General features: G+C 62.6%; 9 protein-coding genes. 7 read left to right on the top strand and 2 right to left on the bottom strand.

Going from position 1 to position 13,098, the window contains the following annotated elements:
- The first annotated feature begins 170 nt into the window (after window positions 1-170).
- The 7 genes from A7D27_RS19910 to A7D27_RS19880 all read left to right on the top strand — a co-directional run bounded on the left by A7D27_RS19910 (window position 171) and on the right by A7D27_RS19880 (window position 11,557).
- Window positions 171-2,147 (top strand): DUF1302 domain-containing protein, encoded by a 1,977-nt coding sequence (locus tag A7D27_RS19910; protein WP_069561754.1) that lies wholly within the window; start codon window positions 171-173, stop codon window positions 2,145-2,147.
- Window positions 2,148-2,208: 61 nt separating this feature from the next.
- Window positions 2,209-3,576: a DUF1329 domain-containing protein gene (locus A7D27_RS19905; protein ID WP_069561755.1), complete on the top strand. Its 1,368-nt coding sequence runs from the start codon at window positions 2,209-2,211 to the stop codon at window positions 3,574-3,576.
- Window positions 3,577-3,777: 201 nt separating this feature from the next.
- The gene (locus tag A7D27_RS19900; protein WP_069565865.1) at window positions 3,778-4,863 is read left to right on the top strand and encodes a YCF48-related protein; all 1,086 of its coding nucleotides are present in this window, start codon (window positions 3,778-3,780) and stop codon (window positions 4,861-4,863) included.
- An 18-nt stretch (window positions 4,864-4,881) separates the two neighbouring features.
- Entirely contained in the window at window positions 4,882-7,257 is a 2,376-nt protein-coding gene (locus A7D27_RS19895) for an RND family transporter (RefSeq protein ID WP_069565864.1), read from the top strand.
- Window positions 7,258-7,455: 198 nt separating this feature from the next.
- On the top strand, window positions 7,456-7,989 hold the full coding sequence (locus tag A7D27_RS19890; protein WP_069565863.1) for a sigma-70 family RNA polymerase sigma factor: 534 nt from the start codon (window positions 7,456-7,458) through the stop codon (window positions 7,987-7,989).
- Window positions 7,986-8,945 (top strand): FecR family protein, encoded by a 960-nt coding sequence (locus A7D27_RS19885; protein ID WP_069565862.1) that lies wholly within the window; start codon window positions 7,986-7,988, stop codon window positions 8,943-8,945. The genes A7D27_RS19890 and A7D27_RS19885 overlap by 4 nt, the downstream gene beginning before the upstream one ends.
- A 128-nt stretch (window positions 8,946-9,073) precedes the next feature.
- The gene (locus A7D27_RS19880; protein ID WP_069565861.1) at window positions 9,074-11,557 is read left to right on the top strand and encodes a TonB-dependent receptor; all 2,484 of its coding nucleotides are present in this window, start codon (window positions 9,074-9,076) and stop codon (window positions 11,555-11,557) included.
- A gap of 242 nt (window positions 11,558-11,799) precedes the next feature.
- On the opposite strand, the gene A7D27_RS19875 is transcribed toward A7D27_RS19880, so the two are convergent.
- Both A7D27_RS19875 and A7D27_RS19870 read right to left on the bottom strand, forming a co-directional pair.
- Window positions 11,800-12,480, bottom strand: coding sequence for a type 1 glutamine amidotransferase domain-containing protein (locus A7D27_RS19875; protein WP_069565860.1), 681 nt, complete (start codon window positions 12,478-12,480; stop codon window positions 11,800-11,802).
- Between the two features lie 97 nt (window positions 12,481-12,577).
- A complete protein-coding gene (locus A7D27_RS19870) occupies window positions 12,578-13,048 on the bottom strand; it encodes a DUF1456 family protein (protein WP_069561762.1) in 471 nt (156 codons plus the stop codon).
- Window positions 13,049-13,098 lie beyond the last annotated feature (50 nt).

Genomic DNA, 13,098 nt, shown 5'->3' with positions numbered 1-13,098 from the left:
CACGTGCGCAATCCGATCCAGGTTCGTCCGACCGGCAGTTGATCGCTGGAAAGTGCGAGCCAGACGCGTTGGGGCTTCGAAGTGCCAACGCCGGAGCCGCCCCAGGCGGCCGAAACAGCTCCCATGACGGGAGCCATAACAAATGATCTGTCCACGGAGTAGACACCTCGATGGAACTCAAGTCCCGCAAGCCCCAATTGCGTTTCGCACCGGCCAAGGCCGGTTTCGCCCTCGCCGGCCTCCTGCCCCTGATGTGCGCCGTCCAGGCCCAGGCGGTTGAATTCAGCTTCGCCGACGACGAGATCAGCGGCTCCATCGACACCACCGTCTCCTACGGCCAACTGTGGCGTGTCCAGGGCCAGGACAAGACCAACAACGACATCAACACCAACGACGGCAACCGCAACTTCGACACCGGCCTGGTTTCCGAGGTGTACAAGATCACTTCCGATCTGGAAGCGACCTACAAGAACTACGGTGTGTTCGTCCGCGGCACCGCTTTCTATGACACCCAGATCATGGACAAGCGCAACGACTACTACGACAACAACAACCCGCGTCAGCCGAGCCAGAGCTACCCGAACGACAGCAGCTTCACCCGCGAGACCCGCCACAAGGCCGGTCGCGATGCGCAGATCCTCGACGCCTACCTGTATGGCAACTGGGATATTGCTGACATGCCGGTCACTGGTCGTATCGGTAAGCAAGTATTCAACTGGGGGGAGGGCATCTTCTATCGTGGTGGCGTCAACACCACCAACCCGGTCAACGCTGCGCAGTTCCGCCTGCCGGGTTCCGAGCTGAAGGAGGTGCTGGTGCCGGTTGAAGCCCTGAGCTTCAGCATCGGCCTGACCGACAACCTGTCGATGGAAACCTTCTACCAGTTCAACTGGAAGGAAAGTGCTATTGACCCGGCAGGTACCTATTTCTCTGAGACCGACCTGTTTGCTGATGGCGGTAACAGGGCATACACCACTAGCTCCGGATTTGCTAACCCGTTGATTTCTACTCCGACCGTAGGGCTTTACGACCAACTGGTCGCGGGTGGTCTCCTGAAGGGGACGCAGTACTACGACCGGCAAGCCGGGGTCGTAAAAGTCGCCCAGGTTGGTCCTGATCTGAATGCGAAGAACGACGGCCAGTTTGGTGTCGCCTTCCGCTATATCGCTGAAGAGCTGAACTCCACCGAATTCGGGGCTTACTTCGTCAACTACCATTCGAAAGAGCCAACTATTTACGCGGATCTCAACTCGTCCTACACCGGGCTGAACGCGAATGCCATTTGCAGCACCATTGGCGGCACCACCTGTGCCAACCTTCAAGCTGCAGCAGCAGGCGGTAGTGCTGCCGCTGCCGATGCCTTGGCTGCTGCTGGTGGTGTCGCAGCCATCGACGTAGCAAATCAGGTCAACGCCCGCCGCGAGTACGCCGAAGATATCCGCATGTACGGATTTAGCTTCAACACCACTGTCGGCGATGCTTCAGTCTTTGGTGAATTGGCTTATCGCCCCAATCTCCCCATTGGCGTGGCGACCACCAACGACTTGCTGGGTGATCTGTTGAATCAGGCCCTGACCCTTGGCGGTGGCGGTACTACCAACATTGGTGGTCAGAGCGTCCGGCTGGGTGATCAGATCCACAACTACGAGCGTGTTGAGGCTTACAACACCTCGTTGGGCACCATCTACAACTTTGGGCCTGCGTTGGGCTTCGACTCGCTCTTCGGCGTAGCCGAACTCGCCTCCGAACACCTGCGTGGTTCCGATCTGAAGTACACCGCCTATGACGGTTCCACTCGCTACTACTCCGGCCGTGGTAACAACTCCTATGTGTCCGGTGGTGATCGTGACGATCAGGTCAACAAGAACGCCTATGGCTACACCCTGGTGCTGAACGGTACCTGGAACGACGTGATTGCCGGCGTAAACGTCTCCCCGTTCGTCGTCTACAAGGATGACTTCGAAGGTAACTCCTACCAGACCGGTAACTTCATCGAAGGGCGCAAGGCCTACACCCTGGGCTTGAAGGCGAACTACCTGAACAGCCTGGAAGGCGAGATCCAGTACACCGAGTTCTTCGGTGGTGGCCAGAACAACTCCATCCGCGACCGCGACAACATCGGCGTCAACGTCAAGTACTCCTTCTAACTAGAAAAGAACGCGGGGGCCTTCATGGGCTCCCGCCGCTGAACCCTCACGGAGATTCAACATGCTGAAAAAGCTTTCGCTGATTGGCGCAGCAGTCGCGTTTGCGCTGTCCGCCGGTAGCGCGCTGGCGACAGTGTCTGCACAGGAAGCCGCCAAGCTGGGCGCCAGCCTGACCCCCTTCGGCGCCGAGAAGGCCGGCAACGCTGCCGGTACCATCCCCGAGTGGACCGGTGGCATCACCCAGGCCCCGGCCGGCTACAAGCCGGGCCAGCACCATGTCGATCCGTTCCCGGGCGACAAGCCGCTGTTCACCATCACCAAGGCCAATCTGGACCAGTACAAGGCCAACCTGACCCCCGGTCAGATCGCCCTGTTCAATGCCTACCCGGACACCTTCCAGATGCCGGTTTACCCGACCCGTCGCTCCGGCTCCGCACCACAGTGGGTCTATGACAACACCGTCAAGAACGCCACCACTGCCAAGCTGCTGGATGGTGGTAACGGTTTCGCCGATGCCTACGGTGGCATTCCGTTCCCGATCCCGCAGAACGGTGTCGAGGCCCTGTGGAACCACATCGTTCGCTACCGCGGTTCCTACATCGTGCGTCGCGCCTCCGAAGTGGCCGTGCAGCGCAACGGCGACTACTCCCTGGTCACCTCGCAGCAGGAAGCCCTGTTCAAGTACTACAACCCGAAGGGGTCGTACGCTGACCTGAACAACATCCTGTTCTACTACCTGTCCTTCACCAAGAGCCCGGCTCGCCTGGCTGGCGGCGCCGTGCTGGTGCACGAAACCCTGGACCAGGTGAAGGAGCCGCGTCAGGCCTGGGGCTACAACGCCGGTCAGCGCCGCGTTCGCCGCGCGCCGAACCTGGCCTACGACACCCCCATCGCTGCCGCCGACGGCCTGCGTACCGCTGACGACACCGACATGTTCAACGGTGCGCCGGATCGCTACGACTGGAAGCTGGTGGGCAAGAAGGAAATCTACATCCCGTACAACAACTACAAGGTCTCCAGCCCTGAGGTTAAGTACAAGGACCTGCTCAAGCCTGGCCACCTGAATCCGGCCGTCACCCGTAACGAACTGCACCGCGTGTGGGTCGTGGAAGGCACCCTGAAGTCGGGTGCCCGCCACATCTACTCCAAGCGCACCCTGTTCCTCGATGAGGACAGCTGGCAAGCTGCCGTGGTCGACCAGTACGACGGTCGCGGCGAGCTGTGGCGTGTCTCGGTGGCCTACCTGAAGAACTACTACGACCTGCCGACCACCTGGTCCGCGCTGGACGTGTTCCATGATCTGCAGGCCCGCCGCTACCACGTGCAGAACCTCGACAACGAGGAGTCGAGCACCATCGACTTCACTCAGCCGATCCCGGATGACGGCTACTTCAAGCCGTCTGCCCTGCGTCGTCGCGGTACTCGCTGATCGATTCGCAGGACAGAAAAAGGCCGCTACTCTGGTAGCGGCCTTTTTCATTCATCAGAGGCCCTGATAAGGGCTCAATCACGCGGGTTTGGCTTAACAAAACATAACGTCCCGCCGATTGTCAGCGCTTTCCAAAGCTGGATAGCATAAGCCGCCTGCCCGTGGGGCAGGACCACCTATAACAATAAGGGGGAAAGGTGTATGAGTGAGCCCATCATGCGGCGCACCCAGTCCGGTCGTGGCGCGCGTCATTCCGCCCAGCCGGCGTTCCGCTTCCACTCGCCGCTGGCCAAAGCGCTCTCGCTGTTCAGTGTGCTGTCCATCCTGACTTCCGCCATGGTGCCCACCGTGCATGCTGCCGAGGCAGCGCCGGTCTACTCCATCGAATCACCCAAGGCCATCACCAGCCTGCTGCTGGACGTCGTCCACGCCGGCAAGCGCCTGGTTGTCGTGGGGGATCGTGGCCACATCCTCTATTCCGACGACGACGGCAAGAGCTGGACCCAGGCCAAGGTGCCTACCCGGCAGATGCTGACCGCCGTCTACTTCGTCGACGACAAGAAAGGTTGGGCCGTTGGCCACGACGCGCAGATTCTCGCCAGTGAGGATGGCGGGGCGACCTGGACACTCCAGTTCGAAGACCTGCAGCGTGAAGCCCCACTCCTGGATGTCTGGTTCAAGGACGCCAGCACCGGCTTCGCCGTTGGCTCCTACGGCGCCCTGCTGGCCACCGAGGACGGTGGCAAGAACTGGGAAGACGTCAGCGACCGCCTCGACAACGAAGACCAGTACCACATCAATGCCATTGCAGCGGTGAAGGACTCCGGCCTGTTCATCGTCGGCGAGATGGGCAGCATGTTCCGCTCCCCCGACTGGGGCCAGACCTGGGAACGTCTTGAAGGCCCCTACGAGGGCTCGCTGTTCGGCGTTTCCGGTACCGCAGAGCCCGGCGTCGTGATTGCCTACGGCCTGCGTGGCCACCTGTTCCGCTCCGCCGATTTCGGACAGACCTGGGAAACCATCTCGCTCAAGAACGCCCGTGGCGGTGAGCTGGAATTTGGTCTTTCCGGCGGCAGCCTGCTTGCTGATGGCACTCTGCTGGTCGTCGGCCACGGTGGCACTGTGCTGAAAAGCACCGACGCCGGTCGCACCTTCAGCGTGGTCAACCGCGCCGATCGCCTGTCGCTGGCCAGTGTCACGGTCGACAGCAAGGGCAACCTGATCCTGGTGGGACAGGGTGGGGCGCGCGTCGCCTCGCCGACTGGCGCCGAGCTGGGCCAACAATAACAAGGTGGGGGAGTTTCGATGAGTAACCATCACCAGGACAAGGCGACCTTCCTGGAGCGCCTGATCTTCAACAACCGGCCGGCGGTGATCGTCATCTGCCTGCTGGTCAGCATCTTCCTCTTCTGGCAGGCCACCCAGGTGCGCCCGTCCACCAGCTTCGAGAAGATGATTCCGCTGCACCATCCCTTCATCCAGAAGATGATGGAGCACCGCAACGACCTGGCGAACCTGGGCAACACCGTGCGCATCTCGGTGGAAGCCAAGGACGGGGACATCTTCAGCAAGGACTACATGGAGACCCTGCGCCAGATCCACGACGAGGTCTTCTACATTCCCGGTGTCGACCGTTCCGGCCTGAAGTCCCTGTGGAGTCCCAGCGTCCGTTGGACCGAAGTGACCGAGGAAGGCTTCGCCGGCGGCGAGGTCATCCCGCAGACCTACGACGGTTCTGCCGACAGCCTGGAAGAGCTGCGCAACAACGTGCTCAAGTCCGGCCAGATCGGTCGCCTGGTGGCCAACAACTTCAAGTCCAGCATCATCGACGTGCCGCTGCTCGAGTCCTACCCGGACCCGAACGATCAGGGCAAGCTGCTGAAGCTCGACTATCGCCAGTTCTCCCATGAGCTGGAAGAGAAGATCCGCGACAAGTACCAGGCCCAGAACCCGAACGTCCAGGTGCACATCGTCGGTTTCGCCAAGAAGGTCGGTGACCTGATCGACGGCCTGATCATGGTCGTGGCCTTCTTCGGCATCGCCTTCCTCACCACCCTGGTGCTGCTCTACTGGTTCACCTGGTGCATCCGCAGCACCATCGCCGTGCTCTCCACCACCCTGGTGGCGGTGATCTGGCAGCTGGGCCTGATGCACTCGGTGGGCTTCGGGCTCGACCCGTACTCCATGCTGGTGCCGTTCCTGATCTTCGCCATCGGCATCTCTCACGGGGTGCAGAAGATCAACGGCATCGCCCTGCAATCCAGTGACGCCGACAATGCCCTGACTGCGGCCCGGCGCACCTTCCGCCAGTTGTTCCTGCCGGGGATGATCGCCATCCTGGCCGACGCCGTGGGCTTCATCACCCTGCTGATCATCGACATCGGCGTGATCCGCGAACTGGCCATCGGGGCCTCCATCGGTGTGGCGGTGATTGTCTTCACCAACCTGATCCTGCTGCCGGTCGCCATCTCCTATGTCGGCATCAGCAAGAAAGCCATCCAGCGCAGCAAGAAGGACGCCACCCGCGAGCACCCGTTCTGGCGCCTGCTGTCCAACTTCGCCCACCCCACCGTGGCACCCATCTCCGTGGTCATCGCCATCATGGCCTTCGGTGGCGGCCTCTGGTACGGCAAGAACCTGAAGATCGGCGACCTTGACCAGGGCGCACCGGAGTTGCGTCCGGACTCGCGCTACAACAAGGACAACAACTTCATCATCAGCAACTACTCCACCAGCTCCGACGTGCTTGTGGTGATGGTCAAGACCAAGCCTGAAGGGTGCTCCACCCATGAAGCGCTGGCCCCCATCGACGAGCTGATGTGGACGATGGAGAACACTCAGGGCGTGCAGTCCGCCATCTCCATGGTCACCGTCTCCAAGCAGGTGATCAAAGGGATGAACGAAGGCAACCTGAAGTGGGAAACCCTCTCCCGCAACCAGGACGTGCTGAACAACTCCATCAGCCGCGCCGATGGGCTGTACAACACCGACTGCTCCCTGGCACCGGTGCTGGTGTTCCTCAACGACCACAAGGCCGAGACCTTGCAGCGCGTGGTCAAGGCAGTCCAGGGCTTTGCCGAGGAGCACAACAAGGACGGGCTGGAGTTCATGCTCGCCGCCGGTAACGCCGGCATCGAAGCGGCTACCAACGAGGTGATCGCCCAGACCGAGCTGACCATCCTGATCCTGGTGTACATCTGCGTTGCGGCCATGTGCCTGATCACCTTCCGCTCGATCCCGGCGACCATCTGCATCGTCATCCCGCTGATCCTCACCTCGGTGCTGGGCAACGCCCTGATGGCCTTCCTCGGCATCGGCGTGAAGGTGGCGACACTGCCGGTGATTGCACTGGGCGTGGGCATCGGTGTCGACTATGGCATCTACATCTACAGCCGCCTGGAAAGCTTCCTGCGCGCCGGTCTGACCCTGCAGGAGGCCTACTACCAGACGCTGAAGTCCACCGGCAAAGCGGTGCTCTTCACCGGCCTGTGCCTGGCCATCGGCGTGGCGACCTGGATGTTCTCGGCAATCAAGTTTCAGGCCGACATGGGCCTGATGCTGACCTTCATGTTCATCGTCAACATGTTCGGCGCGCTCTGGCTGCTGCCGGCCCTGGCCCGCTTCCTGATCAAGCCCGAGAAGCTTGCCGGCAAGACCGGGGGCTCACTCCTCGCGCACTGATCGGTGCTCTTCGAAAACCGCGGCCTCGGCCGCGGTTTTTCGTTTCAGGAGACTGATCTTGACGCCGTGAAAAGTCTGACATCTAATGATATGCATTCTCATTTGTTGCTTTCCGTTATCTGTCAGCCTTGACCGGGCGGGAAGCACCTGCAGTCGGGGGTGTCGTGAAGTCAGGTCTGGCCGGTGGGGAAGCCCGCCATGGATGAGCAGTTCCGTGGCACCGTCTCGGGCGCCTACCGGGCCTTCCATGCCGAACTGCTGAAGTTCCTCGGCAAACGCTTGGGCAGCCAGGCCGATGCGGCTGATCTCGCCCAGGACGCCTTCGCCCAGTGGCTGGGTTCCCGCGATCGCGCCCGTGTGGCCCAGCCCCGCGCCTTCCTGTTCCAGATCGCCCGCAACCTCCTGCGTGACCACTGGCGACGCCAGCAGGTGAGGGGCGGGACGGAGCCAGTCTCTGTCGAGCACGATGGGGCGTTGTTCGAGCACGCCGCCCCAGGCCCCCAGGACAAGGCCGAACAGCACCAGCGCTTGCATCACCTGGCCCGGGCGCTGGATGATCTGCCGCCGCGCCGGCGGGAGGCCTTCGTTCTGCACAAGTTCGACGGGCTTTCCCAGGCCGAAGTCGCCGAGCGCATGGGGATTTCCCTCAGCATGGTGGAGAAGCACGTCGCCTGTGCCCTCCTGCATTGCAGGCAGCGCCTGCTCGATGCGGGACAGGAGGATGTGCCATGAACGAGAACACGTGGATGGAAGCACGCCCCTCGATCGACGAGCAGGCCGCGACCTGGCAGGCGCGGCGCTCCGGCAGCCAGTTCAGCGCACGGGATGAAGCCGAGTTGCAGGCCTGGCTGGCCGCCAGCCCTGCTCATGCCCGCGCCTTTTCCGAGATGCAGCAGATCTGGGCTGAACTTGATCGCGTACCGCGCCCGAGCCTTTCAGCACCGGTAGTGCCGCTGCGTCCGCGCCGCTGGCGCCTGCCCCTGGCTGCCGTTGCTTCCTTGCTGCTCGCGTGTGTCCTGATACTGGTCTCCCGGGGCGGGCCCGAGGTCGACGAGACCTTTGCCAGCCCCCGTAGCGCCACGCAGCAGGTGACCCTGGCCGACGGCACCCGCATCGACCTCAACCGCGCCACGCGCTTGCGCGTTCGCCTGTATGACGATCACCGGGAGGTGGACCTGCTGGAAGGTGAAGCCTTCTTCGCTGTTGCCCGTGATGAAGCTCGTCCCTTCGACGTCATCGCCGGAGAAGGGCGGGTGAGGGTACTGGGCACCCGCTTCAACGTAAGGCGCGGCGAGCAGCGGCTGGATGTGGCGGTGGAGAGCGGCCATGTGGCCGTCGAGCCTCATCCAGGAACGGCGCAGCCGCTGGAACTGCTGGCAGGGGACAGCCTCGATTACGACTACCGCACCGCCACCCTCGAACAAGGCCAACGCCGGCCCGAGGAGATCGCCAGCTGGCGCAGGGGGCAACTGCTCTTCCGGGATCGCCCCTTGGCGCAGCTACTCGACGAGGTGTCGCGCTATCGCCCGGCCCCGGTGGGCCTGGCAGACCCGAGGCTGGCCCAGCGGCGTGTCTCCGGCAGCCTCAACCTCGCCAACCCGGATGCCTTCCTCGCTGCCTTGCCGCAATTGCTGCCGGTCCAGGTCGAGCGTCTGGCGGATGGGCGAGCGTTGATCCATCCGCGCTGAAGGCCTGGTTGATTCGCTACAAATAAAAATATTTTTCATTCGCATATGTGGGTTTTTCTCGTCTGTGCGTCTTCCTCCCGGTAACCGCCAGTTGCCGTGGCGGTCCTGCAGCACAAGGGGAGACCTGCATGAACACCCGTACCACCCGCTTCGCCCTGCGCCGGCTCGTTGCCGGCAGCGCTCTGGCGGCCTGGCTGGCCAGCGCCTCGGCCCTGGCACAGGACCACGACTTCGACCTACCGGCCCAACCCATGGCCAGCGCCCTGACCAGCCTCGCCCAGCAGGGGCAACTTCAGGTGCTGTTCGATGAGGCCCAATTGCGCGATGTGCGTGCGCCGGCGCTGAAGGGCCGCTACAGCCCGCGCCTGGCCCTGGAGCGGTTGCTGTCGGGGACGGGGCTGGAGCTGGTGGAAGCAGGGGATGGGTTCGTGGTGCGGCGCTTGCCGGGGAATGATCAGGCACCTGCTAATGACAACGTCCTCAACCTGGGCAGCACCAGCATCATGGGGGATGCCATCGATAGCAGTACTGTGGGGCGCTCGGTGCTGACCCAGGAAGACATCGACCGCAAGCAGGCCGACAACATTGGCGAACTATTGGATACGTTGCCTGGGGTCAGCTCCAGTGGCTCACCCAGGCCAGGTGGGCAAACTCTGAATATCTGGGGCATGGGGGATGTCGAGGACGTCAAGGTTATCCTCGATGGCGCCCCAAAGGGCTTCGAGAAGTACCGCCAGGGCTCGGTGTTCATCGAGCCGGAGTTGATCAAGAACGTCGAGGTCGACAAGGGGCCACACAATTCGCTCTACGGAAACGGTGGCTTCGGCGGCGTGATCAAGGTCGACACCAAGGACCCGGCCGACCTTCTCCAGGACGGGCGTGATGTAGGGGCATTCGTCAAGTACGGCTACCACACCAATGACCGCCAGGAGATATACAGCGGAGCCGTCTACGGTCAGACCGAAGACAAGATGCTCGACGGCCTGCTGTTCATGAACTGGCGTGACGGTGGGAATATCAAGCGTCCCGATGGCACGCGCTTCGTATACTCCGAGAATCAGCTCGATGCCTTTCTGTTCAAGAGCAACCTGCGCCTCAATGAGGAGCATGTGCTCACCCTGTCTGCGATGCAGTCCGGAAGCCAGGCCTGGGAGCCGTTCGCAGCCAAGCGCGATGAAATGGCCGCGCCCACGGCGGCTGAGATCGCTCGCTACGGGTTGGACGGTGCGTGGAAGCGCAAGTTGGTCTACCGCGACCAGGATGATGAGAACTACTCCCTCAAATGGAACTACGCACCGCTCGACAATCCCTGGGTCAACGTTACAGCCAGCTACGCCTATTCCAAGACCGATCAGCACGACAAGCGGCCGGACAATGCCTCGACCTGGCTGTCTGGTTCATTGGGCAACGAGAGTTGGGTGAACTACACCGACCGCTTGGCGGAACTGAAGAATGAAAGCCGCTTTGACACCGGGCCGTTTGCCCATGTGGCAACGGTGGGTGTGCAGTGGCACGGACATGAGCGCGACACTCTGATGAAGGACCTCGGGAAGTCCCGTGATGCGAATTACAACTTTGGCCTTTATCAGCCCTACTACATGCCATCAGGCGAGCAGGAGACGCGTAGCGGCTTCTTGCAGGACGCCATCACCTTCGGCTCGGTGACCATCACACCGGCCCTTCGCTACGATCAGGTAATCAGCAAGGGGGAGCCCAACCTGGCTCCTCGCTTCAACAACCCGGACCCCGCAGTTGGGCATGACTACAGTCAGGTCCGCTATACCGGGTGGTCGCCTCGCCTGGGTATATTCTGGACCGCGACGGAGAATCTGGCGTTCTTCGCGGATTACAGCAAGACCTGGCGCGCGCCCCTGATCGACGAGCTGTACGAGGTGCAGAGTGCGCTCAGCAGTGTTCCGGGCACCAGTCGCAATCTCGATCCCGAACGCATCACGGGCATTCGTCTGGGGAGCATCTTAAACGTGGACCGGTTGCTGGTTGACAGCGACAGCCTGCAGATCCGTACCACCCTGTTCCGCAACCGTGGCAAGGATGAGATCTTCAAGCGCACAGGTGTCTACTGCGCCGAGAAGCTCAGCAGCAGTACCGATTGCCCGGGCACTCTCTCGAACAACCGCAACCTGCCGGGCTACACCATCGAAGGACTGGAGGTGGAGTCGTTCTATGACAGCGCACGGGTGTTCGGCAGCCTGTCGATCTCCTACGTCCGCGGACGTCGTGATGCATCTCCGGCGAACCCCTGGGGACAACCGACCTGGATTGCCGAGATACCGCCTCGCAAGGCAGTGGCCACGCTGGGCGTGAAGGTGCCGGAAGTGGACATGGCCATGGGCTGGACCGGGCAGTTTGTGCGCAAACAGGACCGTTCGCCGGTAGATGATGACCCTCGGATGGCGTTCTGGAGCTACACGCAGAGCCAGGGCTATGCCTTGCACGGTGTGTTTGCCAGCTGGAAGCCTCAATTCGCCAAAGGTTTCGAAGCGCGGTTGGCGGTCGACAACCTGTTCAACCGTGAGTACTACCCCTATCTCGGCGACGCCGTCTCCGGTGTGGGGCGGAACGTGAAACTGAGCGTTTCGCAGTTCTTCTGAAAACACAGGGCATGGACAACGACGAGCTGACAGGGATGCGTCCAGAGCTCTGAGATGGTTGGTTTGTGGACGTGATGTGGCTACGGGCCTACCGCTGTCCATCTCATCCATGAGTCGCCTGGATGCGGTGGGCTGAGGCCCACCTACGGCCCGTCCCTTCCCTTAGGAGCCGGCTCTGCTCGCGAAGCGCCTGATGATCCGCCCGGGCGGGAAGGGCTCAAGCTGGCCCACCGGGCGCCACTTCACTCCCCGAGCAACTGCAACAACGCGGCGGCGGTGGGCTCCGAGGAGGCCGGGTTCTGCCCGGTGATCAGGTGGCCGTCGGCGACCACATGGGGTTGCCAGTCGGCCACTTTGGAATAGTGGGCGCCGAGGTCGCGGAGCATGTCCTCCACCAGGAAGGGCACTACCTCGGTGAGGCCTACCGCCGCTTCCTCCGAATTGGAGAAGCCGGTTACCGCGCAGCCCTGCACCAGCGGGTTGCCATCGGCGGCGCGGGCATTCTTCAGCACGGCAGGGGCGTGGCATACCGCGGCCACCGGCTTGCCGGCGTTGTGCAGGTCTTCGATCAGAAGGATGGAGAAGGGGTCGTCCACCAGGTCCCACAGCGGACCATGGCCGCCGGGGTAGAAGAGGGCGTCGTAGTCGGCCGAGACCAGCCCCGCCAGCGGCAGGGTGTTGGCCAGCGCCTGCTGGGCCTGCGGGTCGCTGCGAAAGCGGAGGGTGGCTTCGGTCTGCGCGGCCGGGTCGTCGCTCTTCGGGTCCAGCGGCGGCTGCCCACCCCGGGGAGAGGCCAGTACCACTTCGGCCCCGGCATCACGGAAGGCGAAATAGGGTGCGGCGAACTCCTCCAGCCAGAAGCCGGTCGGCTGGCCGGTATCGCCCAGGCGGTCATGCGAGGTCAGCACCATGAGGATTTTCATCGGCTACTCCTTGAGGTCATCGAGGGGTGTGACTGGCGCCGTTACGGCAAGGTTCCGGTGGCCGGCCGATGAATTCTAGACGCGCCGATGAAGGTTCTCAGCCTTGAGGCGGGCGCCGTCTGGCGGTGAGACCGCGGAGGAAGTTGCGCAGCACCTGGTCGCCGCAGGGGCGGTAGTTCTTGTGGTCCTTCTTGCGGAACAGCGCCCCCACCTCGGCACGGGTCATGGGCAGGTCCGCTTCGCGGAGGATGTCGAGGATGTCGTCCTCGCGCAGCTCCAGGGCCACGCGCAGCTTCTTCAGTACCTGGTTGTTGCTCATCGGCAGTTCGAGGGGGAAGGGCGGGCGGCTCTCGTCCCTGCCGCGCATGGCGTAGACCAGCCCGTCGAGAAAGCCGGCCAGGCGCCGGTCGCTGCAGGCGTGGTAGCCCTCCTCATCTTCGCGGGTCAGCCAGGCCGCGACTTCCTGCAGGCTCACTTCCTGGTCGGCCAGGCCGATGATTTCCACCACCCGTGCGTCGCTGATGTCCAGCAGGTAGCGCAGGCTGCGCAGTATGTCGTTGTTGGTCATGGGGCATTCCGTCGGAGTGGTCGGGCAGCCGTGAGCTGGCCGTTAGACTG

The sequence above is a fragment of the Pseudomonas sp. 1D4 genome, assembly GCF_001728925.1.
Lineage (GTDB): Bacteria > Pseudomonadota > Gammaproteobacteria > Pseudomonadales > Pseudomonadaceae > Metapseudomonas > Metapseudomonas otitidis.
Note: the sequence above shows the minus strand (reverse complement) of the source record. Positions and strands in the feature narration are given on the sequence as shown.

What these genes read in the sequence shown, in the direction of transcription:
- A7D27_RS19890 (WP_069565863.1), top strand. Translation starts at nt 7,456, where the DNA reads ATGGATGAGCAGTTCCGTGGCACCGTCTCGGGCGCCTACCGGGCCTTC.
- A7D27_RS19880 (WP_069565861.1), top strand. Translation starts at nt 9,074, where the DNA reads ATGAACACCCGTACCACCCGCTTCGCCCTGCGCCGGCTCGTTGCCGGC.
- A7D27_RS19875 (WP_069565860.1), bottom strand. Translation starts at nt 12,480, where the DNA reads ATGAAAATCCTCATGGTGCTGACCTCGCATGACCGCCTGGGCGATACC.
- A7D27_RS19900 (WP_069565865.1), top strand. Translation starts at nt 3,778, where the DNA reads ATGAGTGAGCCCATCATGCGGCGCACCCAGTCCGGTCGTGGCGCGCGT.
- A7D27_RS19895 (WP_069565864.1), top strand. Translation starts at nt 4,882, where the DNA reads ATGAGTAACCATCACCAGGACAAGGCGACCTTCCTGGAGCGCCTGATC.
- A7D27_RS19885 (WP_069565862.1), top strand. Translation starts at nt 7,986, where the DNA reads ATGAACGAGAACACGTGGATGGAAGCACGCCCCTCGATCGACGAGCAG.
- A7D27_RS19905 (WP_069561755.1), top strand. Translation starts at nt 2,209, where the DNA reads ATGCTGAAAAAGCTTTCGCTGATTGGCGCAGCAGTCGCGTTTGCGCTG.
- A7D27_RS19910 (WP_069561754.1), top strand. Translation starts at nt 171, where the DNA reads ATGGAACTCAAGTCCCGCAAGCCCCAATTGCGTTTCGCACCGGCCAAG.
- A7D27_RS19870 (WP_069561762.1), bottom strand. Translation starts at nt 13,048, where the DNA reads ATGACCAACAACGACATACTGCGCAGCCTGCGCTACCTGCTGGACATC.